A 23,165-nucleotide genomic window follows, 5' to 3' on the forward strand; every position below is an offset into this window, starting at 1 on the left:
CGATCCCTTGCTGCCTCAGCGCATCAGCGCTTCGATCTCGTCACCGTCCACCGGCACGTCGCGCGTGATCAGCTCGCAACCGTCGGCCGTGACGATCGCGTCGTCCTCGATGCGGATGCCGATGTTGTGGAACTGCTCGGGCACGCCCTCGCCCGGCCGCACGTAGATGCCGGGCTCGATGGTCAGCACCATGCCGGGCCGCAGGATGCGGCTCGGGCGGTTCTTCACGGTCTCGCCCGACAACGGGTCCTTGCGCTCGTGGACCTCGCCGACCTGCGTCGGCTCGACATAGCTGCCGCAGTCGTGCACGTCCATGCCCATCCAGTGGCCGGTGCGGTGCATGTAGAACGGGAAGTAGGCACGCTGCTCGATCACGTCCTCCAGGCTGCCGACCTTGTTGGCGTCGAGCAGGCCCACGTCGAGCATGCCTTGCGCGAGCACCTTGACGGCGGCGTCGTGCGGGTCGGTGAAGCGGTTGCCGGCCTGGGTCGCGGCCACGGCGGCGTACTGGCTCTGCAGCACGATGTCGTAGAGCACGCGTTGCGGGCCGGTGAACTTGCCGTTGGCAGGGAAGGTGCGCGTGATGTCGCTGGCATAGCCGTCGAGCTCGCAGCCCGCATCGATCAGCACCAGCTCGCCGGCGCGCACCGGTGCGGCATCGGCGTGGTAGTGCAGCACGCAGGCGTTGGCGCCGGCGGCCACGATCGAGGCGTAGGCCGGGTACTGCGAGCCGCCCATGCGGAACTCGTGCATCAGCTCGGCGTCGAGGTGGTACTCGCGCAGGTCGCGGCCTTCGCGGAGCATGCGGGCCGAGGTCTGCATCGCCCGCACATGGGCCTGCGCGCTGATCTTGCCGGCACGCCGCAGGATGTCGATCTCGTGCGCATCCTTGACCAGCCGCATCTCGTCGAGCGGGCCGCAGAGGTCGCGCTGGGTCTCGGGGCACAGCGCACCGAAGCGCACGCGCGCACGTACCGAAGAGAGCCAACCGTCGATGCGCGACTCCAGGCCCTTGTGCGTGGCGAAGGGGTACCAGACCGCGGACCGGTTCTCCAACAGCCGTGGCAGCTTCGCATCGAGCTCGGCCACGGAGAAGGCTTCGTCGACGCCCAAGGCTTCTGGCGCGGCTTCGGGGCCGAGCCGGTGGCCGTCCCAGATCTCGCGCTCCAGGTCCTTGGGTGCGCAGAGCAGCGTGCTGTGGCCGCTGCCGTCGAGCACCAGCCAGGCGTTGGGTTCGGTGAAACCCGTCAGGTAATAGAAGTAGCTGTCGTGACGGTAGAGATAGTCACTGTCGCGGTTGCGGGGCCGTTCCGGCGCGGTCGGGATGATCGCGATCGAACCAGGACCGATCGTTGCCGCCAACCGATTGCGTCGATCTATGTAGAAGGAAGTATCCATTGCTGTAACCATGCCGCGGGTTTGTAACGACACAGTGTGGCATCTCTGCCGACCAGAGCAAAGAAATGAAAGAATGGTTCCCGTCCAGAGGGCATCAATGTAAAAACGCGTCCATTGTCAATCAGAGGATTCCTACATTGTTGAAAGTCATTGAATACAAATTTCTCGTTTCTGCCGTTTTAGTTGGCGCACTTGCCGGCTGTGGCGGTGGAGGAGGAGGTGGCTCGTCGGCTGCCGAGCCATCGTCGACGGTCAATAGCGGGTCGTCACCGAGTCCCACCGGCCCTGCTGTGCAAAGCGACATCGTCGACAGCGGCAACAAGGTCGTTGCGAGCGCATACCGCGCCATGGCCGCGCAGATGAGCACTGCCGAGGGCATCGAGTACCGCTACGGCCCCAACGCAGCCGCTTATGGCAACACGGGCACTGCAGGCCGGCCAACGTTGACAGTGCGAACCGATCAGTCATACGACCCGGTTGCGAACCGCAATGGTGGCAGCCGTGGTTGCGATCCGGTCGCCAAGTTCTGCGGTACCTGGCAAATCGGTGGGCCATTGGTCCAGGATGGCGGTGACTACTCTTCCAGCATTCTTCATTCGTCTTTCGTCGCCGACGATGCCAGCAAGAATGTGGGGGTGACAACGCTGCAGTCCATCAACATGGCGCACAACACGTTCGCGCTCAAGCCCGAGCCGAGCTGGACGACCTACGCAAGCGCAACGCTCAACGGCGGCGTCAACGATCTGAGCGCGCTGGACTACCAGAAAGCCGGGCAGTCCGCCAAGAACCCCGTTGCTGTCGGCAGGTGCTATCGCACCGGCTGGTGCACGAACTCGCTGATGGTTTTCCAGAGCGGCCTGATCGGTACCACGGGCAGCAACACCTCGAGCAACAAGGCCACGGCCCAACTCGCGCCGGGCAAGGTGCCGACCGCGATCGCCATCACGGGCAGCAACGAGTTCGCACTGATCACCGTGTGGGATACCGTCAACCTTCGCGGCCAGGTCGCTGTTGTCGCACTCGCAGGGCTGTGCGAGTCGTGCACACCAAGTCAGCCGGCACGGCAGGGCGGGCTGGACTGGGGCGAGTGGAACGCTGTCTATCCCGGTTTGATGAACATGGGCGACACGGCCTACATGAAGGTGCTCGGCTACATCGATCTTCCGGACACGATGACCGCGCCCACCGAAATCTCGGTGTCGACCGGCATGGATTTCGAGGGCTATCGCACGTTCGATCCCGCGGGTGCCGAAGGCGGCACGCGTCTGAGCCCCTCGCAGCTGCCGCTGACCGAGGATGCCAACCGCAAGAGCTTCTACAACGGCAGCAACCGGAATTCGTTCGCCAGGGCCGGCATGGCCGTGGTCATTTCGAAGTCCGAACGCCGCGCCGCCTTCATCGATCTGCGCCCGCTGTTGGGTTACTACAAGGAAAAGTACTTCGGCGGAACCCAGGCCGCGTTCAACAGCCTGATGGCGGGCCGTGGTGAGGGTGCCAACCAGTGGCCCTACACCTTCGACGCCGATGCGTCCCAGAAGCCTGTCATCCGCAAGGTCGAGGACTTCGGCGACGATAAGCCGACGGCGGTCAATGTGCGGCAGAACGGCGCTGCGCGTGCCTTCATCGCCACGCAGAAGGGTCAGATGCAGATCTACGACCTGGGCAACTATCTGAATGCGGCGGCTGGTGCGGCGCCCGAACAGATCGTGCGAAAGGGTGCGGTCGCGGTCGGTCGGAATCCGACGCACATCGCCTATGTCAAGCCACACGGCTACGGTTCCGACCAGCGCAAGGTCTATACGCAGGGCTACGATCGCGAAGTGATCGTCACCTCACGCGGCGACCGCAAGATCGATTGGGTACAGTTCAGCGCCGACTTCAACAGCGGCGCGGTGCGGCCCAACTTCAGCCTGGCGGACAGCCAGCTCGTGGATCCCATCTCGGCTGATGACGTCGAGAACCATGGGACCGAGTCGTATGTGCTGTCCGTCGCCGACTACGGCGGCCGGAAGGTTTCGAACTATCGCTATGGCCCCGTCGTGTTCTGGACCAACGTGGGCAGCGGCTGGACCTGCCAGCCCCCTGCCGGGTGTGCCACGAACGGTACCTTCGAGTACGGTGGCAGTTACGCCGTGCCTGGCCGCCCATTCCAGGTCGTAGGGTCGAACATCCCTTAACCGGCGTTCAGCGCCGCAAGGCGCTCCGGCGTGCCCACGTCCGTCCAAGAGCCCAGGTAGCGTTCCGCGCTCACCTGGGCTTTTTTCATGGCGCCGCGCAGCAGCGGCGCGAGCGCCGCACGCTCCCCCTGCGGATTGCCGGGCGCGATGGCGCACAGCGGCGGCGCGAAGAAGGCTGCGCGGTAGAGCGCGAAGGTGGAGAACGTCAGGCGCTCGGGCGCATCGTCGAGCGCCAGGCCCTCGACCGAAATGCCGAAGTCGCCCTGGGGGTTGTGGGCCGGGTTCGGCACCAGCCACAGATGGGCCAGCTTGCCGCTGGCGACGAAGCGCTCGACCGCGGCCTGCGTGAAGGCGAAGTCCGGTGCGTGGATGTCGCCGGCCACCACCCAGAACACATCGCCCAGCAGCGGCAGTGCGCGCACGATGCCGCCGGCCGTCTCCAGCGCCTCGCCGAAGTCGCGGCCCTCGTGCGAATAGACGATGGAGCGCCCCGCGGCATGGCCGTCGCCGAAGCGGGCCTCGATCTGTTCGCCCAGCCAGGCCGTGTTGACCACCAGCGAGGTGAAGCCGCCCGCCGCCAGCGCGTCCATCGGCCACTGCATCAGCGGCTTGCCATGCACCGTCAGCAGCGGCTTGGGCGTGTGGTCGGTCAGCGGCCGCATGCGTTCGCCGCGGCCGGCGGCCAGCACCATGGCGCGGGTCGGGGGCGTGGTGCTCATGCGCGCGCCACCTCTGGCCCCGCACCGCGCACCAGCGCATGGCGCTCCACGCGTTGCGGCTCGAACAGCGCCAGCAGCGTGTCCATCAGCGCCTGGGCCTTGGCCGAGTGGTCGGCACCGAAGTTGCACACGTAGACGTCGAGCGTCGCGCCGCGCCGCTCAGGCCAGGTGTGGATGCACAGGTGCGATTCGGCCAGCAGCACCGTGGCCGTGACGCCGCCGGGGCCCTCGGCCGTGGCCGGAAAGGCGTGGACCAGCTGGCCCACGGCCTGCAGGCCCGCGTCGCGCACCGCGCGCGCGCAGCGTTCGCCCAGCAGCGGCGCATCGGTGAGCCACGACTCGGCGCAGCGGCAGTCGTGGAGATCGGCGGTGAGGTGCAGCCCTTGCATAGGCCTGCGACTCTAGCAGCGGGCCGGGGCATGCAGGCCCGTGACACGACCCCCTCCTCCCCGCCCGCTAAAATTGCGGGTTCCCCCCAACACCACTCCCCCGAAAGCCTCACCGATGGCCAACCAAGCCTTGATGGCCAACGCGATCCGCGCGCTGGCAATGGATGCAGTTCAACTCGCGAACTCGGGCCATCCTGGCGCCCCGATGGGCATGGCCGACATGGCGGTCGCACTCTGGGGCGACCACCTGCGCCACAACCCGGTCAACCCGCACTGGCCCGACCGCGATCGCTTCGTGCTGTCCAACGGCCACGCGTCGATGCTGATCTACGCCGTGCTGCACCTCACGGGCTACGACCTGCCGGTCGACGAACTGAAGAAATTCCGCCAGCTGCACAGCAAGACCGCCGGCCACCCCGAAGTCGGCGTCACGCCGGGCGTCGAAACCACCACCGGCCCGCTGGGCCAGGGCATCACCAATGCCGTGGGCTTCGCGCTGGCCGAGAAGCTGCTGGCCGCGGAATTCAACCGCCCCAGCCACGCCATCGTCGACCACCACACCTACGCCTTCCTGGGCGACGGCTGCCTGATGGAAGGCATCAGCCACGAAGCCGCGGCCCTGGCCGGCGCCTGGAAGCTGGGCAAGCTGATCGCGCTGTACGACGACAACGGCATCAGCATCGACGGCCCGGTCAAGCCCTGGTTCATCGACAACACCGCCGAGCGTTTCAAGGCCTACGGCTGGAACGTGCTCGGCCCGGTCGACGGCCATGACGCCGCCGCCGTGTCCAAGGCCATCGCCGAAGCCAAGCAGGCTGGCGACAAGCCCACGCTGGTGATCTGCAAGACCCACATCGGCAAGGGCAGCCCGAACCGCGCCAACACCGCTAAGGCACACGGCGAGCCGCTGGGCGCCGAGGAAATCGGCCTCACGCGCAGCGCGCTGCAGTGGGCGCACGCGCCTTTCGAACTGCCCGAGGCCGTCTACGCCGAGTGGGACGCCAAGGCCGCCGGCGCCAAGACCGAAGCCGCCTGGAACGAACGCTTCGCCGCCTACACCGCGGCCTTCCCCGACCTGGCCGCCGAATTCACGCGCCGCATGAAGGGCGAGCTGCCCAAGAGCTTCCACCAGACCGCCTTCGACGCGGTGGTGGCCGCCCACACCAAGGGCGAGACCGTCGCCAGCCGCAAGGCCTCGCAGCTCGCGCTGGAAGCCTTCACCGCCGCGCTGCCCGAACTGCTGGGCGGCAGCGCCGACCTGACCGGCTCGAACCTGACCAACACCAAGAGCACGCCCAACCTGCGCTTCGACGAGCAGGGCAATGTGGTGCGCAGCGAGGGCAACGAGCAGTTCCCCGACGGCCTGCTGGGCCGCCACATCAACTACGGCGTGCGCGAATTCGGCATGGCGGCCATCATGAACGGCGTGGCGCTGCATGGCGGCTTCATCCCCTACGGCGGCACCTTCCTGACCTTCAGCGACTACAGCCGCAACGCGATCCGCATGGCCGCGCTGATGAAGCAGCGCGTGATCCACGTGTTCACGCACGACTCCATCGGCCTGGGCGAAGACGGCCCGACGCACCAGTCGATCGAGCACGCCGCCTCGCTGCGCCTGATCCCCAACCTCGACGTCTGGCGTCCGGGCGACACCGCCGAGACCACCGTGGCCTGGGCCGTCGCGCTGCAGAACGCCACGCGGCCGACCGCCCTGCTGCTGTCGCGCCAGAACCTGCCCTACTCGCCCAAGGCCGACCTCAGCGACATCAGCAAGGGCGCCTACGTCCTGTCCGAGCCCGAGCGCGTCGGCCTCAAGAGCAAGAAGGTCAAGGCCGTGATCATCGCCACCGGCTCCGAAGTGCAGCTGGCGCTCAAGGCGCAGGAGCTGCTGGCCGCGAAGAAGATCGCCGTGCGCGTGGTGTCGATGCCCTCGACCACCACCTTCGACCGCCAGGACGTGGCCTACAAGAAGAGCGTGCTGCCCAAGGGCCTGCCGCGCATCGCCGTCGAGATGGGTTCCACCGACGGCTGGTGGAAGTACGGCGTCGCGGCCGTGGTCGGCATCGACACCTACGGCGAGTCGGCCCCCGCGGGCGTGCTGTTCAAGCATTTCGGGTTCACGCCGGAAAACGTGGCCGCCACGGTCGAAGCCGCGCTCGCGCGCTGAGTTTTCCGCATCAGTTTTTCAACCTTAGGAGCAAGTCAGATGGCTATCAAACTCGGTATCAACGGCTTCGGCCGCATCGGTCGCAACGTGCTGCGCGCCGCCGTCCAGAACTTCAGGAACGAGATCGAGATCGTTGCCATCAACGACCTGCTCGAGCCTGATTACCTGGCCTACATGCTGCAGTACGACTCGGTGCACGGCCGCTTCCAGGGCGAGGTCTCGGTCGACGGCAACACGCTGATCGTCAACGGCAAGAAGATCCGCCTGACGCAGGAACGCGACCCCGCGAACCTCAAGTGGAACGAAGTCGGCGCCGACGTCGTGCTCGAGTCGACCGGCCTGTTCCTGACCAAGGAAACCGCGCAGAAGCACATCGACGCGGGCGCCAAGAAGGTGATCCTGTCGGCCCCCTCGAAGGACGACACCCCGATGTTCGTCTACGGCGTGAACGACAAGAAGTACGCCGGCGAAGCCATCGTGAGCAACGCCAGCTGCACCACCAACTGCCTGGCCCCGCTGGCCAAGGTGCTCAACGACAAGTGGGGCATCAAGCGCGGCCTGATGACCACCGTGCACGCGGCCACCGCGACGCAGAAGACCGTCGACGGCCCGAGCAACAAGGACTGGCGCGGCGGCCGCGGCATCCTGGAAAACATCATCCCGTCGTCGACGGGCGCGGCCAAGGCCGTGGGCGTGGTGATCCCCGAGCTCAACAAGAAGCTCACGGGCATGAGCTTCCGCGTGCCGACCTCCGACGTGTCGGTGGTCGACCTGACGGTCGAACTGGAGAAGCCGGCCACCTACAAGGAAATCTGCGCCGAGATGAAGGCCCAGAGCGAAGGTCCGCTCAAGGGCATCCTGGGCTACACGGAAGACAAGGTGGTGGCCACCGACTTCCGCGGCGACCCGCGCACCTCGATCTTCGACGCCGAAGCCGGCATCGCGCTCGACAGCACCTTCGTCAAGCTCGTGAGCTGGTACGACAACGAATGGGGCTACTCGAACAAGTGCCTGGAGATGGTCAAGGTCGTGTCGAAGTAAGCTTCGCGGACTGAACGAAAAACGCGCCCTCGGGCGCGTTTTTTCGTTGGCGGGTCAGACCGCTTCGAGCACGTGGATTGCGCGGCTTGCGGTCCAGTCCTTGACCTTGGCGCCATAGGCCGCCATGTGCGCCGACGCGGCGTGCGCCTGCAGCGCGGCCACGCTCTCCCAGCGCTCGATCACCACGAAGGTGTCCTCGCCGAAGGTGCCGCGCGAAGGCGGCATGCCGGCCGCGTCCACGGTCGCGGCGTATTCGATGCAGCCTTCTTCGGCGAGCACGGCCGGCACGTTGGCCTGGAAGGCCTCGAGGACCTGGGCGCGCAGGCCGGGTTTGGCGGTGATGATGGCGAGGACATGGATCATGGTGAAGAGCGTCTCCGGATGGGGGGAGATCGAATCTAACCCGTGTGCCGCGGCCGTGCTGGCGCCCAGGTGTCAGCCCGGGATCGCGCCGGGTTCCATGTACACCAGCTCCCACATGTGGCCGTCGAGGTCCTCGTAGCCGTGCTGGTACATGAAGCCGAGGTCCTGCGGCTGGGTGGGCGTGCGGCCGCCCGCGGCCACGGCCTTCTTCACCATCTCGTCGACCTGCGCGCGGCTCTCGCACGACAGCGCGACCAGCACCTCGGTGGCGGCCTTGGCGTCGGCGATCGGCTTGGGCGTGAAGGTCTTGAAGAACGTCTCCACCAGCAGCATCACGTAGATGTGATCGTCGCTCACGATCATGCAGGTGGCGTTCTCGTCGGTGAACTGCGGGTTGAAGGTGTAGCCGAGCGCAGTGAAGAAGTCGACGGACTTCTTCAGGTCCTTGACGGGCAGGTTGACGAAGATCTGGGTGGCCATGGTTTCTCCTCTGGAAATCGGGTGAAATACGGTTTGTGGACGGCGTACACAAACCTTAGCCCAGAGAATGGACCTTGTCCACAAAGGAGAACCCCGACCCATGAGCGCCGCCCCGCAGTCCGTCCGCAGCACCTATCGCCACGGCGACCTGCGGCGTGCCTTGCTCGAGGCCGGCATCGCCTTGGCGCGCGCCGGCGGGCCCGAGGCCGTGGTGCTGCGCGAGGTCACGCGCCAGGCCGGCGTGGTGCCCAACGCGGCCTACCGCCATTTCGGCAGCCGCGACGACCTGTTGAAGGCCGTGCGCGCCGCGGCGCTGTCGGCCTCGGCCGCCGCGATGGAGGCCGAACTGGCCGCCGTGCCCGCGGGCCTGCCGCCGGCCGAGGCCGCGCGCGCGGCGCTGCGCGCCATCGGCACCGGCTACCTGCGCTTCGCCCAGGCCGAGCACGGGCTGTTCCTCACGGCCTATGCGGCGTCGGACGACCTCAAGGGCCCGACCGATCCGGCCCGTGCGGGGCCCAGCGGCAAGAACCCGTTCCAGCTGCTGGGCGAGGCGCTCGACCGCATGGTGGCCGCCGGCGTGATGCCGGCCGCGCGCCGCCCCGGCGCCGAGTTCCTGGCCTGGTCGGCTGTGCACGGCCTGGCGATGCTGGTGCTGGACGGGCCGCTGGGCCCTGTGATCGGGCCGCAGATGCAGCAGGTGGGGCAGCGCCTGCTCGACATGGTCGAGCACGGCCTGGCCGCCTGAAGCTCAGCCGGCCTTCGCGGCGCTTGCCGGTTTCGGCAGCAGCACGAAGGCCAGGGCGCCCGCCACCAGCAGCCCTGCGATGGTGAGCAGCACGCTCACGAAGGGATCGGCGCCATGGGCCGAGGCGGCCGAGGCCACCGCGCCCGTGAGCCACTGCATCACCGCCACGCCCAGGAACATCGCCATGGTGAACACGGCCATCGCGCGGCCGGTCATGGCGGGTGGGTAGGCGGCCTTCACGTCGGCGTACTGCAGCACGATGTAGCCCGACAGCAGGCCGCCCGCGATCGCACCCGCCACGTCGAGGGCGGCTCCGGGGTTGAAGGCCATCACCGCGAAGATGGCGGCCACCACGAAGGTGAAGCCGACGATCCAGCGCCGCCGCGCCGCGCCGGGGTCGAAGCGGCCGAACAGGATCGGGCCGAACATGCCGACCACCGACACCGCGATCGCCACGTTGCCGCTCTGCACCAGCGAGAAGCCGTGGCGCTCGATGAGCAGCGGGCCCAGCCACAGGCCGCGCAGCGAGATGAAGGAGGCATAGGTCACGGCCGCCAGCGCCAGGATGCCCAGCGTGTGCGGCAGCGCGAACAGCGCGCCGTAGCTGCGCAGCGCACCGAGCACCGAGGGCCGTTCCGAGGCCGCGACCGGCGCCGGCGGCTCCTGCACCAGCCAGAGGATCAGCCCCCAGGCCAGCGCCGAGCCCACGGCCAGCGCGAAGAAGCCGGTGCGCCAGGAGGTGGCCTGCACCAGCCACGCCAGCGGCGTGCCGGTCAGCAGCATGCCCAGCGAGCCCACGCCCAGCGTCAGGCCCGACACCGCGGCGAAGCGCTCGGGCGGGAACTGGCGCGCGATGAACACGGTGCACACCAGGAAGGCCGGCGCGCAGCCCACGCCGATCAGCACCTGGCCCACCACCAGCACGCCGAAGCTGGGCGCCAGCGCCGACAGCAGCGCGCCCACGATGGCCAGCGGGAAGGCGATCAGCACCGTGCGCCGCACGCCCTGCAGGTCGATGCCGATGCCCATCAGCAGCTGCAGCGCGCCGAAGGCGAAGTGGAAGGCGCCCGCGAACACGCCCAGCGCCTGCGCCGACAGGCCGAACTCCGCCTGCAGCGGCGTGGCAAGGATCGCGGCGATGGTGCGGAAGGCCTGGCTCAGCGCGAAGGCGCCGATCAGCGCCAGCAGCATCAGCCAGGGCGGGTGGGCGGGAACTTGTCTCGTTGGGCTCGTTGTCATTCTTGTCGCGCGCACGAGGCGCAAAGCCGATGGCGACAGCGAGCCTAACCGCTCGCGCCGCGCGCGGCTGTCGCGCGCGGTGCCGAGCCCGGGCCGATCAGTCGAGCTTGACGCCCGTGGTCTTGACCACCTCGCGCCACTTCGCGACGTCGGCCTGCACCAGCGCCGCGAAGGCCTCGGGCGTGTTGGCCACGGGCTGCGCGCCCAGGTCGAGCATCTGCTTGTTCACCTCGGGCTGCTTCACGGCTTCGGCGATGGCCTGCTGGATCGTCTTGAGCACGGCCGGCGGCGTGCCCGCCGGTGCCAGCAGGCCGAACCAGCCCGACACCTCGTAGCCGGGCACACCGCTCTCGGCCACGGTCGGGATCTCGGGTGCGCCGGGCCAGCGCTGCGCGGTGGTCACGGCGATGGCCCGCACCTTGCCGCTGCGCACGAAGTTGATGGTCGAGGGCAGGTTGTCGAAGCCCACCTGCACCTGGCCGCCCATCAGGTCGGTGAGCATCGGCGCGGCCCCCTTGTACGGCACGTGCAGCATGTCGACGTGGGCCATCATCTTGAGCAGCTCGGCGCTCATGTGCGGCGAGCCGCCCAGGCTGGTCGAGCCGTAGTTGAGCTTGCCCGGCTGCGCCCTGGCGAGCGCCAGCAGCTCCTGCAGGTTCTTGGCCGGCACGCTCGGGTGCACCGCGATGATGTTGGGCGTGCTCGCGACGATGGTCACCGGCGCGAAGTCCTTCACTGCGTCGTAGGGCAGGCTCTTGTAGACCGCCGAGTTGATGCCGTGCGTGCTGGCCGTGCCCATCAGCAGCGTGTAGCCGTCGGCCGGCGCGCGTGCCACCTCGGCCGAGCCGATGGCGCCGTTGGCGCCGCCCTTGTTCTCGACCACGAAGGGCTGCTTGAGCCGTTCGCTGAGCTGCTGCGCGGCGACGCGCGCGATGATGTCCGTGGTGCCGCCGGCCGGATAGGGCACGATGAGCCGCACCGGCTTGCTGGGGTAGCCCTGGGCCTGGGCTGCAGCCATGGCCGCCACCGACAGCAGGGCTGCGCTGAACCATCGAATCGTCGTCTTCATCTGGCTTGTCTCCTTTTTTATGAAGCTAGAGCAGGTGCTGCCCGTGCAGCTTGGGCGCGAGCGCGTCGGGCACCTCGATCTCGAAGCCCAGCACCGCGGCCGACAGCGCCTTGCCGTAGTTGTCCAGGCACAGGCTGCGCGAGACGCCGCCGCCCAGCGCGCCGTGGCAGACGAAGTTCATCGCGTCGATGTTGCGCGCCTCGTAGCGCAGCACCTCGCCGGTGATCGCGCCGCGGTAGAAGGCCTTGAAGCGCTCGGCCGTGAGCTGGTCGCGCAGCAGCGCGTAGAACTCGGGCTCGTAGGCAAAGACGGCGATGTTCGAGGTGTTGCCCTTGTCGCCCGAGCGCGCATGGGCCACGTGTTGCAGAAGAACTTTCATGGGGCTGCCTCAGCTTTCGAAGTACTGGATGGAGGCCGGCACCTGCTCGCGCGGCACCAGCGACGACCACACGCCGATCACCTCGCGCGTGCGCTCCTGGTGCGGCACGCGCTTGCCGGTGTGGGCGATGCCCGAGACGGCCATGCCGTCGACCTCGCGGCCGACCTTCGCGGCCTCCTCGCGGGTCTTGGTGCGGGCCGCCACGCGCACCGCGATCTCGTAGGGCTCGGGCGCATCGGCGGGCGTCGCGTCGCCGTGGATCGCGTTGATGCCCAGGAAGTCGACGCGCATGTCCTCGGCCTCGAGCTTGACGATCTTGAAGCGCTCCTCGAGCACCTTCTTCGCGAGTTGCGCACGGCGCAGCGCGCCGGGGCCGGCGTAGAAGAACATGTCCTCGCCGATGAAGCCCTCGGTGCAGCCGATCGAGACCTTGAGCGTGGGCGTGCGCGGCTTGCCGCCCAGGCCGGTCACGCGCACGCGGTCGGGGCCGACCTGTTCGAGCTTCGCGCTGGTGAAGTCGACCACCGCATCGGGCGTGATGTAGTGGGCCGGGTCGTGCACCTCGTAGAGCATCTGCTCCTTGACCGTCTGCAGCGTCACCGCGCCGCCGCTGCCGGCCACCTTGGTGATCACCACGTCGCCGTTGGCCTCGACCTCGGCGATCGGGAAGGCGAAGTTCCAGGGCTCGGGCACGTCCTTGAAGCCGGGGTCGGAGAAATAACCGCCGGTCACCTGCGCGCCGCATTCCAGCAGGTGGCCGATGCCGTTGCCCGCACCCACGCGCGCATGGTCGAGCGGATCCCAGCCGAACTCGTACATCATCGGCGCCATGAAGATCGACGGGTCGGCCACGCGGCCCGTGACCACGATGCGCGCGCCAGCCCGCAGTGCCTCGACGATCGGTTCGGCGCCGAGGTAGGCCTCGGCCGAGATCAGCGTGGGCTTGAGCGTGTGCGTGGGCTGGCCGTTCTCGAGGATGGTGTCGGTGAGTTCGAGCACGCGGTCGGTGATCAGGCTGCCGCTCACGGCCGCCACCTTCACGCCGGTCACGCCGATCTCCTGCAGCAGCTCGACGATGCGCTTCGCTGCCGCCACCGGGTTGATCCAGCCCTGGTTGGAGACGATGCGCGTGCCGTTGCGCATGCAGGCCGGCAGCACCGCGCGCATGCGGTCGTCGAGGTAGGTGTCGTAGCCGGGGAAGCTCGGGTCGCGCCGGGCGCGGACCTGGGCCGCCGAGACCGTGGCCTCGGCCATGGTCTCGAAGCAGAGGTAGTCGAGTTCGCCGCGCTCGGCGTTCAGTGCGGCGGGCTCGACGCGGTCGCCCCACCAGGCTGCGCCCGAACCGATCCGGAGGGTCTTGCTCATGTGGTCTTGTCTCCTGTGTGTGCGGACGATTCTGTACAGTGCCCCGGGGCCCGACAACGCACGCCGCAGCACAGCGCCTGTGAAGCCGCGGCACAGTACAAAGAAACCCGCATGGACAAATTCGGCGAGATGACGGTCTTCCTCCGCGTGGTGGAAGAAGGCAGCTTTTCAGGCGCGGGCCGGCGGCTGGCGCTGTCGCCCTCGGCCGTGAGCAAGCTCATCGCGCGGCTCGAGGCGCGGCTCAACGTGCGGCTGTTCGAGCGCATCGCGGGCGCGATCCGGCTGACCGAGGAAGGCGCGCAGTTCCAGCGCGCGAGCCAGCGCGTGGTCGACGCGATGGCCGAGGCCGAGAACATCGCGGGCGCGGCCGAGACCGAGGTGTCGGGCACGCTGCACATCCACACGCCGCTGACCACCGCCAAGTACCTGCTCGCGCCCCTGCTGCCCGCGCTGATGGCACGCCACCCGGCGCTTCGGCTCGAGTTCATCATCGGCACCGAGCGCGGCGACTTCGTCAAGCAGGGCATCGACGTCGCCATCCACAGCGGCCGGCCCACCGAGCTGTCGCTGATCGGCCGGCCGCTGATGCCGCGGCCCTGGGTGATCGCGGCCTCGCCGGCCTACCTGCGCGCGCACGGCACGCCGCAGACGCCCGACGAGCTGCTGCGCCACCGCTGCCTCAACTTCACCATCCGCACGCAGTGGAACGCCTGGACCTTCCGCGAGAGCGACGGCGCGCTCAAGACCATCGACATCCCGCGCCACATCGGCGCCAACCAGGGCGAGCTGCTGCGCACGCTGGCCATCGAGGGCCTGGGCGTGGTGCGGCTGGCCGAATTCAACATCGCGGCCGACCTGGCCAGCGGTGCGCTGGTGCCGCTCTTGGCCGACTACCGCGAGAAGACCGACGACATGCTCTACGTGCTGTACCCGCGCGGCCGCGTGCTGGCGCCGCGGGTGCGCGCCTTCCTGAATTTTCTCGAGGAGAGTTTTCCGGCCGGCGCTGCGGCAAGATGAGCGCCTCTTCTTCCACCGAAAGGAATGCCATGCGAAAGTCCCTCTCCCTGATCGCCATGGCCGCCGCGGCCCTGGTCTTCGTCCCGCACGCCGCGCTGGCCCAGCCCGCGCCCGGCACCTGCGAGTTCAAGAAGGCCGACATCGCACGCGACATCGACGAGGCCAAGGCGAAGCAGCAGACGAGCCGCGTGCGCGGCCTGGAGAAGGCGCTGCGCGAGACGCAGGCCAACTGCAGCGACGCCAAGCTGCAGAAGGCGCACCACGCGAGCATCCAGCGGCAGGAGAAGAAGGTGGCCGAGCGCCAGCGCGACCTGGATCAGGCACGCGCGCAGGGCAAGGCCGACAAGATCGCCAGCCGCGAGGCCAAGCTGGCCGAGGAACAGGCGCAGCTCCAGAAGCTGCGCACCGGCGCGCGCTAGAAAGCCGCGCGCCTCAGGCCTTGGCCGTCACCGGCCGTTCCTCGTGCCCGTCCGGATGGCGCGCGAAGCGGGCCGGGTCGCTGCCGTGCACCGGCGCCTCGTCCTTCCAGGGCCAGCCGCCGAACTGGGTGCGGCGGTAGTCCTGCATCGTCTGCGCGATCTCGGCCTGCGTGTTCATCACGAAGGGGCCGTACTGCGCCACCGGCTCGGCGATGGGCTTGCCCTGGAGCACCAGGAACTCGCCCTCGACCTCGCCGTTGAGCAGCTCCACCGCCTGGTCGGCGCGCAGCTCGATGGCCGCATGGCCCGTCACCTCGCGGCCGCCGACCTGCACCGACGCGCCCTTGAAGAAGTAGAGGCTGCGGCGCGTGCCGGTGCCCAGCGCGGCGGGCAGCGTCCAGCGGGCGCCGGGTGCCATGCGGATCGTCCAGATGGCCACGTCCGAACCCTCCTGCGCGGCCCATGAATCGGGCGGCGGTGCGAGCGGGCCGCCGGTGCTGCCCGGTGCGCCGTCCACCGGCCCGATGCGGCCGGCCACGCAGGCCACGTCGGTGCTGCGGCCTTCGCCGTCGGTGGCGGTGAAGCGCGGCACATCCTCGGCCCAGAACATGGTGAAGTGCGGCGCCACCATCTTGTGGCTGGCCGGCAGGTTGAGCCAGATCTGGAACAGCTCCAGCGGATTGGGCGCGGCCGCGTCCAGCAGCGGGAACATCTCCGAATGCACGATGCCCTTGCCGGCGGTCAGCCACTGCACGTCGCCACCGCCGAAGCGCGCGGCCGCGCCCAGCGAGTCGGAATGGTCGATCAGGCCCTTGCGCACGATGGTCACGGTCTCGAAGCCGCGGTGCGGATGGCCCGGGAAGCCGGGGATTTCCTCCCCGTGGTACATGCTCCAGCCGTCCTTGCGGCTGAAGTCCTGGCCGATGGCGCGGCCGGCCAGCGAGGCGGCCGGCCCCATCGCGCCATTGGCCGCGGGGTAGGCGTCGTCGTGGTACGCGCAGAACAGGAACGGGTCGATGGTCTCCCACGGAAAGCCGAGGGGCTTGATCTGGACGATGGGGTCGGTCATGGGGTCTTCCTTGTGTGTGCAGCGCTTCGATGCGACGCACTGCAAGCTCCCAGATGGGGCCGGATGCGCGCGGTCAAAGGGCCGCGCGGAAGACAGGGTGTTGCGCAGGTGGAACGCTGCGCCGATCCCTCAACGGTAGAAGACCTCGACCCGTCCCTTGAGCTTGAGCAGCAGCGGCTTGCCCTTGCGGTCCACCGTCTTGCCGGCCGGCACCTTGATCCAGCCTTCGCTGATGCAGTACTCCTCGACGTCGGCGCGGTCCTTGTCGTTGAAGCGGATGCCGATGTCGTGTTCGAACACGGCGGCCACATGGTGCGGGCTGCGCGGATCGATGGAGAGATGGTCGGGCAGGGCGGGGCGGTCGGTGGTGTCGGTCATGGGCATGTGATTTCTTCGAAGCCGCCATTTTCTCTGGGAAACTGCGCAGGTCCATGCCCCGCCCGCTGCAACACCTCGCCGCCATCGATTTCGACGCCCCGTCCGAGGTCGTGGCGCGCGCGCTGATCGGCGTCACGGTGCTGGTCGACGGCGTGGGCGGGCGCATCGTCGAGACCGAGGCCTACGACCGCGACGACCCGGCCTCGCACACCTTCGGCGGCCCGACGCTGCGCAACGCCGCCATGTTCGGCCCCTCGGGCCGGGTCTACGTCTACCGCTCCTACGGCATCCACTGGTGCCTGAACTTCGTCTGCCGCGAGGCCGGCCACGGCGCCGGGGTTCTGATCCGCGCGCTCGAGCCCACGGCCGGGCTGGCGCAGATGCGCCGGCGGCGCGGGCTCGAGGACCTGCGGCTGCTGTGCGCTGGCCCGGGCCGGGTCGGGCAGGCGCTGGGCGTGGACGCGGGCTTCAACGGCAAGGCGCTCGATGCGCCGCCCTTCGTGCTGATCGCCGCGCCGGGCGAACAGCCGCCGGTGCAGGTCGAGGTCGGCCCGCGCATCGGCATCACGAAGGCGGCCGAGGTGCCTTGGCGCTTCGGCGAGAAGGGCTCGCGCTTTTTGAGCAAGCCCTTCCGCACCGCAGGCCCTTAGCCGCCGGTGGCCGCGGGCGCGGCATTGCCGGCCGCCTGCTCGGTGGTCTCGCGCCAGCCGCCGCCCAGCACCTTGTAGAGCGTGAGCCGGTTGGCCTGCTCGATCAGCTGCAGGCTGATCAGCGACTGCTGCACGACGTAGAGCGAGCGCTGCGCATCGAGCACGTCGAGGTAGGCCGCGCCGCCGCTCTTGAACAGCGCGTCGGACAGCTCGAAGGCGCGCGTGGTCGCGGCCACCAGCGATTGCTGCGCGGCGATGCGCTCGCCCAGTGTGCGGCGCGTGGCGAGCGCGTCGGCCACCTCGCGGAACGCGACCTGCAGCGTCTTCTCGTAGCTGGCCAGCTGGATCTGCTGCTGCGCCTGGGCCACGCCCAGGTTCGCGCGGTTGAGGCCGGCATCGAAGATCGGCAGGTTGATCGAAGGCGCGAAGCTCCAGGCCGCGCTGCCGTCCTTGAACAGGCCCGACAGGCTGCTGCTGGCCGTGCCCGCCGAGCCGGTCAGCGTGATGCGCGGATAGAAGGCCGCGCGCGCGGCGCCGATGTTGGCGTTGCTCGCGCGCAGCGCATGCTCGGCCGCCTGCACGTCGGGCCGCTGCTGCAGCACCGACGACGGCAGCTCGGCCGGCGGCGGCAGCAGTTGGGCCGCGGGCGCCTGCGCGATCTCGGTGATCGGCGGCGGCAGCAGCGCGGGCGGCACGGCGGTGCCCACCAGCAGGGTCAGCGCATTGCGGCTCTGCTCGACCTGGCTGTCGAAGGCCGCGGCATCGGCGCGCGCGGTGTCGACCGTGGTCTGCGCCTGTGCCAGCGCCAGGCCCGACTGGGCACCGAGCTCGTAGCTGCGCTTGATCAGGTCGAAGGACTTCTGCCGGCTGGCCAGCGTGTCGCGCGCGAGCTGCAGGCGCTGCTGGTCGGTGGCGAGCACCAGCCAGGCCGTGGCCACCTCGGCCACCAGGCTGATCTGCGTGCCGCGGCGCGCATCCTCGGTGCCGAAGTAGCTCTCCAGCGCGGCCTCGTTGAGGTTGCGCACCCGGCCGAACAGGTCGAGCTCGTAGGCCGTGAGCCCGAGGTTCACGTTGTACTGCGTCGCGGTGCGCGACACGCCGCTGGCCGACACGCTGCCCGGCGTGCGCGTGCGGTTGCCGCCCGCGCCCAGGCCGAGCGCGGGGAAGGCCGCGGCGCGCGAGATGCCGTACTGCGCCAGCGCGCGCTCGATGTTGAGCGCGGCGACACGGGCGTCGCGGTTGTTCGCCAGGGCCAGCTCGACCACGCCGCGCAGCCGCGCGTCGACGAAGAAGTCGCGCCAGCCGATGTCGCGCGCGGCGGTGGCGGCGGTGTCGGCACCGGCGGCCGAGGTCCAGGCCTGCGGCACCGGCGCGGCGGGTTGGGTGTACTGCGGCGCGAGGTTGACGCAGCCCGCCAGCAGCGCGGCGGGCAGCACCAGGCCGAAGGTTGCGCATCGCAAGGAAGCGGTGTGGCGCGTCATCTCAATGGCTCCCTTGCTCGATGGCCGGCGTCGAGGCCGAGGCCGTATTCTTGCGCGCGCGGCGGCGTTCCATGAAGCTGCTGATCAGCACGAAGAACAGCGGCACGAAGAAGATGCCCAGCGCCGTGCCCACCACCATGCCGCCCAGCACCGCGGTGCCGATCGACTGGCGGCCGCCCGCGCCCGCGCCGGTGCCGATGGCCAGCGGCAGCACGCCGAAGCCGAAGGCCAGCGAGGTCATCAGGATGGGCCGCAGCCGCAGGCGCACCGCCTGCAGCGTGGCCTCGATCACGCTCTTGCCCTGCTCGTGCAGCTGCTTGGCGAACTCCACGATCAGGATCGCGTTCTTCGACGACAGCCCCACCGTGGTCAGCAGCCCCACCTGGAAGTACACGTCGTTGCTCAGGCCGCGGGACCAGGTGAACAGCAGCGCGCCCACGATGCCCAGCGGCACCACCAGGATCACCGAGAAGGGCACCGACCAGCTTTCGTACAGCGCGGCCAGGCACAGAAACACGAACAGGATCGAGATCGCATAGAGCGCCGGTGCCTGCGCGCCCGACAGGCGCTCCTGGTACGACGCACCGGTCCATTCGTAGCCGATGCCCGGAGGCATCTGCTTCATCACCTCTTCGACCGCCAGCATCGCCGCGCCCGAGCTCACGCCCGCGGCCGCGTCGCCCACGAACTCGTAGCTGGGGCTGCCGTTGTAGCGGATCAGCTGCGGCGAGCCGTAGGTCCAGCGCGTGCTCGAGAAGGCGCCGAAGGGCACCATCTGGCCCAGCGTGTTGCGCACGCTCCAGCGGCCGATGTCGGTGGGCAGCATGCGGAAGGCGGTGTCGCCCTGCATGTAGACGCGCTTCACGCGGCCGTTGTTCAGGAAGTCGTTGACGTAGGTGCCGCCCATCGCGGTCGACAGCGTGCTGTCGATGGCGCTGGTGTTCAGGCTCAGCGCACCGGCGCGCGCATCGTCGATGTCGACCGCGAACTCGGGCGTGTCTTCGAGGTTATTGCTGCGCACGTTGGCCATCTCAGACCGTGCGTTGAGCAGTTGCAGCGCCTGGTCACGCGCCTTGAGCAGCGCGTCGTGGCCCAGCGCGTTGAGGTCCTTCAGGAAGAAGTTGAAGCCCGCGTTGGCGCCCAGCCCGCGCACCGCCGGCGGCAGCAGCACGAAGATGCGCGCGTCGCGGATGCCGGACAGGTCACGGCTCGCGCGGCGCGTGATGGCCGCGGCGGAACTGTCCTTGCCGGTGCGCTCGCTCCAGTCCTTGAGCTTGACGAAGGCGCGGGCCGAGCTCTGGTCGCCGTTCTGGCCGGTCAGCAGGTTGATCGCCACCACCTCGGGCTGCTTGTCGAAGTAGTCCTGCACCTGCTGGATCACCGGTTGCAGCCGGGCGTTCGACGAACCCGGCGGCAGCGTGATCTGCACTTGCACGAAGCCCTGGTCCTCGTCGGGCAGGAAGGAGGTGGGCAGGCGCAGGAACATGAAGGCCATCACCGCGCAGATGCCGACGTAGACCAGCAGGCTGCGCTTGCCGCGCCGCAGGATGCCGCCCACGATGCCCTGGTAGCGGTCGGCGCCGCTGTCGAAGCGGCGGTTGAAGCCGGCGAAGAAGCGGTCGACGTAGCCCAGGGGACCCTTGCGCGGCGCGCCGTGCGGCGAGTGCGCGCCCTTGGGCACCGGCTTGAGCAGCGTGGCGCACAGCGCCGGCGTGAGCGTGAGCGCGACCAGCACCGACAGCACCATCGCCGAGACGATGGTGATCGAAAACTGGCGGTAGATCACGCCGGTCGAGCCGCCGAAGAAGGCCATCGGGATGAACACCGCCGACAGCACCAGCGCGATGCCCACCAGCGCGGGCGTGATCTCGGCCATCGATTTCTTCGTGGCCTCCTTGGGCGACAGCCCCTCCTCGCTCATCACGCGCTCGACGTTCTCGACCACCACGATGGCGTCGTCCACCAGCAGGCCGATGGCCAGCACCATGCCGAACATGGTCAGCGTGTTGATGGAATAGCCGAACACCGAGAGCACGCCGAAGGTGCCCAGCAGCACCACCGGCACCGCAATCGCGGGGATCAGCGTGGCGCGGAAGTTCTGCAGGAAGATGTACATCACCAGCACCACCAGCAGCATGGCCTCGGCCAGCGCCTTGACCACTTCCTCGATCGACGCGCTCACGAAGGGCGTGGTGTCGTAGCTCACGAAGGTCTCGAGCTGGTTCGGGAAGAAGGGCTTGAGCTCGGCGATCTTGGCGTTGACCGCCGCGGCCACCTGCACCGCGTTGGCGCCGTCGGCCAGCACCACGCCCAGGCCGGCGCCGGGCCGGCCGCTGAGCACCGAGCGCACCGTCAGGTTCTCGGCGCCGAGCTCGATCCGGGCCACGTCCTGCAGCCGCACCACCGCGCCGTCGGGCGTGGCACGCAGCACCACGGCACCGAACTGCTCGACCGTCTTGAGCTTGCTGCGGGCGGTGATCGTCGCGTTGAGCTGCTGGTCGCCGGTGGCGGGCAGCGCACCCAGCTGGCCGGCCGAGACCTGCGCGTTCTGGGCCTGCAGCGCGGTGTTCACGTCCGAGGGCATCAGCGAGTACTTGCGCAGCTTGTCCGGGTCGAGCCAGATGCGCATCGCGTAGCCGGTGCCCAGCGTCTGTACTTCGCCCACGCCGTCGATGCGGCTGATCACGTCGACCAGGTTGCTGGTGATGTAGTCGCCCACGTCGACCGCCGAGGCGCTGCCGTCGTCCGAGTACATCGAGACGATCATCAGGAAGTCGTTGCCGCCCTTGATCACGAACACGCCGCGGGTCTGCACCTGCTGCGGCAGCCGCGCCATCGCGGGCTGCAGCTTGTTCTGCACCTGCATCTGCGCGACGTCGATGTTGGTGCCGGGCGCGAAGGTCAGCTGGATGCGCGAGACGCCCGAGGAGTTGCTGGTGCCCTGGATGTACAGCAGGTTGTCCACGCCGGTCATCTGCTGCTCGATCACCTGGGTGACCGAATCCTCCACCGTCTTGGCCGAGGCGCCGGTGTAGGTCGAGACGATGGACACGCGCGGCGGGGCGATGTCCGGGTACTGCTCCAGCGGCAGCGTGCGGATCGACATCAGGCCCGCGAGCATGACCACGATGGACAGCACCCACGCGAAGATGGGGCGGTCGATGAAGAACTGTGCCATGCGGGGTCCTCAGCGCGCGGCCACGACGGCCGGGCTGGCGGCGCTGGCGGCCGCGCCGGGCGCGGGGCCGTTGGGCGTCTTCGAGGCCGGGTTGGCGCTGGTGGGCACCACTTCCGAGGCGCGCACCGTGTCGCCCGCGCGGGCGCGCTGCGAGCCCTCGACCAGCACGCGGTCACCCGCGGCCAGGCCGCTGAGCACCTGCCAGCGGTTGCCCATCGCACGACCCACCACGATCGGGCGCTTGACCAGCTTGTCGTCGGCGCCGACCACCAGCGTCGAGGCGCTGCCGTCGGGCGCGCGCGTCACGGCCTGCTGCGGCACCAGCAGCGCGGCTTCGTTCACGCCCTCCTGCAGCACCGCGCGCACGTACATCCCGGGCATCAGCATGCGGTCGGGGTTGGGCACCACCGCGCGCAGCGTGACGCTGCCGGTGCCGGCATCGACCGTCACGCCGGAGAAGGTCAGGCGGCCGGCGTGCGGGTAGGTCGAGCCGTCTTCGAGCAGCACCTTGATCGGTGCCTCGTTGGCGTTGCCGCGCTGCAGCCGCCCTTCGGCCAGCTCGCGCTTGAGGCGCAGCAGCTCGCTGCTCGATTGCGTGACGTGCACATGCACCGGGTCGAGCTGCTGCACCGTGGTCAGCGCGCTCGCCTGGTTGGCCGTGACCAGCGCGCCGGGCGTGACGCTCGAGAGTTCGACCCAGCCGGTGATCGGCGAGTTGATGCGCGTGTAGCCCAGGTTGATGCGGGCCGTCTGTTCGGCCGCGCGCGCCACCGCCACGTCGGCTTCGGCCTGCAGGGCGGCGGCCTGGGTGGCCTCGTTGACCTGCTGGCTGATCGCGTCGATCTTGACCAGCTCGGCATTGCGTTTGGCCACCGTGCGGGCCGTGGCCAGCGTGGATTCGGCCTTGCGCACATTGGCCTGCGCGCTGGCATGGACCGCCTGGAACGGCGCCGGGTCGAGCTGGTAGAGCGCCTGGCCTTCCTTGACCTGCGAGCCCTCGTTGAACAGCCGCTTCTGGATGATGCCGCCCACCTGGGGCCGGATCTCGGCGATGACCGGTGCCACCGTGCGCCCCGACAGCTCGGTGCTGAAGGCCAGCCGCTCGGTCTTGAGCGTGACCACCCCGACCTCACGGGTCTGCGGCGGCTTGGCGGCCTTGGCGCTGTCGGTACGGGAGCAGCCGGCCGCGATCAGGGCGGTGGCCAGACCCAGGGCAAGTCCGATTCGGAGCCTGCGTTGAGCGGTGGCGGGCGGCACGGGTCGGGCAAGGTGGGGCATGGAGCGCAGTGAATAGGTGGGCGAACGCAGAGTGTGAAACAGCGAGAGGGGGCTAGTTCAACGCCGGGCATCACGAGAGACCAGCTTTACGGAACTTCACAAAGCCGCAGCAGGAAAAACGCTATGCAAATGCCATGCAAGCAGGATGCCCGGGCGCGGTGACG

The 23,165-nt window shown here is 69.0% G+C and carries 21 protein-coding genes; 7 read left to right on the forward strand and 14 right to left on the reverse strand.

The features are described from left to right. Positions 1-15: 15 nt before the first annotated feature. Positions 16-1,410, reverse strand: coding sequence for an aminopeptidase P N-terminal domain-containing protein (locus K0H49_RS16970; protein WP_219214859.1), 1,395 nt, complete (start codon positions 1,408-1,410; stop codon positions 16-18). 278 nt (positions 1,411-1,688) lie between these two features. On the opposite strand from K0H49_RS16970, the gene K0H49_RS16975 reads away from it, so the two are divergent. Further along, complete coding sequence (locus K0H49_RS16975; protein WP_219214861.1) at positions 1,689-3,575, forward strand: hypothetical protein; 1,887 nt, start codon at positions 1,689-1,691, stop codon at positions 3,573-3,575. Here the strand turns inward: K0H49_RS16975 and murU are convergent. Together murU and speD are read right to left on the reverse strand one after the other, a co-directional pair. Continuing rightward, complete coding sequence (murU, locus tag K0H49_RS16980; protein WP_219215502.1) at positions 3,572-4,267, reverse strand: N-acetylmuramate alpha-1-phosphate uridylyltransferase MurU; 696 nt, start codon at positions 4,265-4,267, stop codon at positions 3,572-3,574. The two genes, K0H49_RS16975 and murU, sit on opposite strands and share 4 nt — an antisense overlap. A gap of 23 nt (positions 4,268-4,290) precedes the next feature. Continuing rightward, positions 4,291-4,683 carry an adenosylmethionine decarboxylase gene (speD, locus tag K0H49_RS16985; protein WP_219214863.1) on the reverse strand — a complete coding sequence of 131 codons (393 nt, stop codon included), beginning with the start codon at positions 4,681-4,683 and terminating at the stop codon, positions 4,291-4,293. 115 nt (positions 4,684-4,798) lie between these two features. Here speD and tkt point away from each other — a divergent pair, with 115 nt between their 5' ends. Both tkt and gap read left to right on the forward strand, forming a co-directional pair. Continuing rightward, a complete protein-coding gene (gene tkt / locus K0H49_RS16990) occupies positions 4,799-6,850 on the forward strand; it encodes a transketolase (RefSeq protein ID WP_219214865.1) in 2,052 nt (683 codons plus the stop codon). A gap of 39 nt (positions 6,851-6,889) precedes the next feature. Then, positions 6,890-7,891, forward strand: coding sequence for a type I glyceraldehyde-3-phosphate dehydrogenase (gap, locus tag K0H49_RS16995; RefSeq protein ID WP_219214868.1), 1,002 nt, complete (start codon positions 6,890-6,892; stop codon positions 7,889-7,891). Positions 7,892-7,945: 54 nt separating this feature from the next. Here gap and K0H49_RS17000 read toward each other — a convergent pair whose 3' ends face one another. Further along, complete coding sequence (locus tag K0H49_RS17000) at positions 7,946-8,254, reverse strand: putative quinol monooxygenase (RefSeq protein ID WP_183028578.1); 309 nt, start codon at positions 8,252-8,254, stop codon at positions 7,946-7,948. 72 nt (positions 8,255-8,326) lie between these two features. Continuing rightward, positions 8,327-8,734: a VOC family protein gene (locus tag K0H49_RS17005; protein WP_219214871.1), complete on the reverse strand. Its 408-nt coding sequence runs from the start codon at positions 8,732-8,734 to the stop codon at positions 8,327-8,329. 100 nt (positions 8,735-8,834) lie between these two features. On the opposite strand from K0H49_RS17005, the gene K0H49_RS17010 reads away from it, so the two are divergent. Then, the gene (locus K0H49_RS17010; protein ID WP_219214872.1) at positions 8,835-9,479 is read left to right on the forward strand and encodes a TetR/AcrR family transcriptional regulator; all 645 of its coding nucleotides are present in this window, start codon (positions 8,835-8,837) and stop codon (positions 9,477-9,479) included. 3 nt (positions 9,480-9,482) lie between these two features. Here K0H49_RS17010 and K0H49_RS17015 read toward each other — a convergent pair whose 3' ends face one another. From K0H49_RS17015 to K0H49_RS17030, 4 genes are all read right to left on the reverse strand, one after another. After that, the gene (locus tag K0H49_RS17015; RefSeq protein WP_257624930.1) at positions 9,483-10,718 is read right to left on the reverse strand and encodes an MFS transporter; all 1,236 of its coding nucleotides are present in this window, start codon (positions 10,716-10,718) and stop codon (positions 9,483-9,485) included. A gap of 97 nt (positions 10,719-10,815) precedes the next feature. Next, positions 10,816-11,787 carry a Bug family tripartite tricarboxylate transporter substrate binding protein gene (locus K0H49_RS17020; protein WP_219214874.1) on the reverse strand — a complete coding sequence of 324 codons (972 nt, stop codon included), beginning with the start codon at positions 11,785-11,787 and terminating at the stop codon, positions 10,816-10,818. A gap of 25 nt (positions 11,788-11,812) precedes the next feature. Next, positions 11,813-12,166: an AtuA-related protein gene (locus K0H49_RS17025; RefSeq protein WP_219214877.1), complete on the reverse strand. Its 354-nt coding sequence runs from the start codon at positions 12,164-12,166 to the stop codon at positions 11,813-11,815. A 9-nt stretch (positions 12,167-12,175) separates the two neighbouring features. Continuing rightward, complete coding sequence (locus K0H49_RS17030) at positions 12,176-13,531, reverse strand: acyclic terpene utilization AtuA family protein (protein WP_219214881.1); 1,356 nt, start codon at positions 13,529-13,531, stop codon at positions 12,176-12,178. Between the two features lie 111 nt (positions 13,532-13,642). Here K0H49_RS17030 and K0H49_RS17035 point away from each other — a divergent pair, with 111 nt between their 5' ends. Then, on the forward strand, positions 13,643-14,548 hold the full coding sequence (locus K0H49_RS17035) for a LysR family transcriptional regulator (RefSeq protein WP_219214885.1): 906 nt from the start codon (positions 13,643-13,645) through the stop codon (positions 14,546-14,548). 29 nt (positions 14,549-14,577) lie between these two features. Then, on the forward strand, positions 14,578-14,967 hold the full coding sequence (locus K0H49_RS17040) for a DUF1090 domain-containing protein (RefSeq protein WP_219214889.1): 390 nt from the start codon (positions 14,578-14,580) through the stop codon (positions 14,965-14,967). Between the two features lie 13 nt (positions 14,968-14,980). Here K0H49_RS17040 and K0H49_RS17045 read toward each other — a convergent pair whose 3' ends face one another. Then, positions 14,981-16,036: a pirin family protein gene (locus tag K0H49_RS17045; protein ID WP_219214891.1), complete on the reverse strand. Its 1,056-nt coding sequence runs from the start codon at positions 16,034-16,036 to the stop codon at positions 14,981-14,983. Positions 16,037-16,165: 129 nt separating this feature from the next. Continuing rightward, entirely contained in the window at positions 16,166-16,414 is a 249-nt protein-coding gene (locus K0H49_RS17050; protein WP_219214894.1) for a DUF3297 family protein, read from the reverse strand. Between the two features lie 53 nt (positions 16,415-16,467). On the opposite strand from K0H49_RS17050, the gene K0H49_RS17055 reads away from it, so the two are divergent. Further along, entirely contained in the window at positions 16,468-17,064 is a 597-nt protein-coding gene (locus K0H49_RS17055; protein WP_219214897.1) for a DNA-3-methyladenine glycosylase, read from the forward strand. On the opposite strand, the gene K0H49_RS17060 is transcribed toward K0H49_RS17055, so the two are convergent. From K0H49_RS17060 to K0H49_RS17070, 3 genes are read right to left on the reverse strand one after another with little or no spacing between them, the layout of a single operon-like run. Next, positions 17,061-18,545 (reverse strand): efflux transporter outer membrane subunit, encoded by a 1,485-nt coding sequence (locus K0H49_RS17060; RefSeq protein WP_219214900.1) that lies wholly within the window; start codon positions 18,543-18,545, stop codon positions 17,061-17,063. The genes K0H49_RS17055 and K0H49_RS17060 overlap by 4 nt on opposite strands. 1 nt (position 18,546) lies before the next feature. Then, on the reverse strand, positions 18,547-21,723 hold the full coding sequence (locus K0H49_RS17065) for an efflux RND transporter permease subunit (RefSeq protein WP_219214903.1): 3,177 nt from the start codon (positions 21,721-21,723) through the stop codon (positions 18,547-18,549). Between the two features lie 9 nt (positions 21,724-21,732). Then, on the reverse strand, positions 21,733-23,001 hold the full coding sequence (locus K0H49_RS17070; RefSeq protein WP_219214905.1) for an efflux RND transporter periplasmic adaptor subunit: 1,269 nt from the start codon (positions 22,999-23,001) through the stop codon (positions 21,733-21,735). Between the last annotated feature and the right edge of the window lie 164 nt (positions 23,002-23,165).

Source organism: Variovorax boronicumulans (assembly GCF_019352895.1).
Classification (GTDB): Bacteria; Pseudomonadota; Gammaproteobacteria; order Burkholderiales; family Burkholderiaceae_C; genus Variovorax; species Variovorax boronicumulans_A.

Excerpts from the sequence above, each read along its gene's own strand:
- K0H49_RS17055 (WP_219214897.1), top strand. The coding sequence starts at position 16,468 with ATGCCCCGCCCGCTGCAACACCTCGCCGCCATCGATTTCGACGCCCCG.
- K0H49_RS17040 (WP_219214889.1), top strand. The coding sequence starts at position 14,578 with ATGCGAAAGTCCCTCTCCCTGATCGCCATGGCCGCCGCGGCCCTGGTC.
- K0H49_RS17005 (WP_219214871.1), bottom strand. The coding sequence starts at position 8,734 with ATGGCCACCCAGATCTTCGTCAACCTGCCCGTCAAGGACCTGAAGAAG.
- K0H49_RS17025 (WP_219214877.1), bottom strand. The coding sequence starts at position 12,166 with ATGAAAGTTCTTCTGCAACACGTGGCCCATGCGCGCTCGGGCGACAAG.
- K0H49_RS17065 (WP_219214903.1), bottom strand. The coding sequence starts at position 21,723 with ATGGCACAGTTCTTCATCGACCGCCCCATCTTCGCGTGGGTGCTGTCC.
- K0H49_RS17050 (WP_219214894.1), bottom strand. The coding sequence starts at position 16,414 with ATGACCGACACCACCGACCGCCCCGCCCTGCCCGACCATCTCTCCATC.
- K0H49_RS17030 (WP_219214881.1), bottom strand. The coding sequence starts at position 13,531 with ATGAGCAAGACCCTCCGGATCGGTTCGGGCGCAGCCTGGTGGGGCGAC.
- K0H49_RS17020 (WP_219214874.1), bottom strand. The coding sequence starts at position 11,787 with ATGAAGACGACGATTCGATGGTTCAGCGCAGCCCTGCTGTCGGTGGCG.
- K0H49_RS17010 (WP_219214872.1), top strand. The coding sequence starts at position 8,835 with ATGAGCGCCGCCCCGCAGTCCGTCCGCAGCACCTATCGCCACGGCGAC.
- murU (WP_219215502.1), bottom strand. The coding sequence starts at position 4,267 with ATGGTGCTGGCCGCCGGCCGCGGCGAACGCATGCGGCCGCTGACCGAC.
- K0H49_RS17000 (WP_183028578.1), bottom strand. The coding sequence starts at position 8,254 with ATGATCCATGTCCTCGCCATCATCACCGCCAAACCCGGCCTGCGCGCC.
- speD (WP_219214863.1), bottom strand. The coding sequence starts at position 4,683 with ATGCAAGGGCTGCACCTCACCGCCGATCTCCACGACTGCCGCTGCGCC.
- tkt (WP_219214865.1), top strand. The coding sequence starts at position 4,799 with ATGGCCAACCAAGCCTTGATGGCCAACGCGATCCGCGCGCTGGCAATG.
- K0H49_RS17060 (WP_219214900.1), bottom strand. The coding sequence starts at position 18,545 with ATGACGCGCCACACCGCTTCCTTGCGATGCGCAACCTTCGGCCTGGTG.
- K0H49_RS17015 (WP_257624930.1), bottom strand. The coding sequence starts at position 10,718 with ATGACAACGAGCCCAACGAGACAAGTTCCCGCCCACCCGCCCTGGCTG.
- K0H49_RS17045 (WP_219214891.1), bottom strand. The coding sequence starts at position 16,036 with ATGACCGACCCCATCGTCCAGATCAAGCCCCTCGGCTTTCCGTGGGAG.
- K0H49_RS17035 (WP_219214885.1), top strand. The coding sequence starts at position 13,643 with ATGGACAAATTCGGCGAGATGACGGTCTTCCTCCGCGTGGTGGAAGAA.
- K0H49_RS16970 (WP_219214859.1), bottom strand. The coding sequence starts at position 1,410 with ATGGTTACAGCAATGGATACTTCCTTCTACATAGATCGACGCAATCGG.
- K0H49_RS17070 (WP_219214905.1), bottom strand. The coding sequence starts at position 23,001 with ATGCCCCACCTTGCCCGACCCGTGCCGCCCGCCACCGCTCAACGCAGG.
- gap (WP_219214868.1), top strand. The coding sequence starts at position 6,890 with ATGGCTATCAAACTCGGTATCAACGGCTTCGGCCGCATCGGTCGCAAC.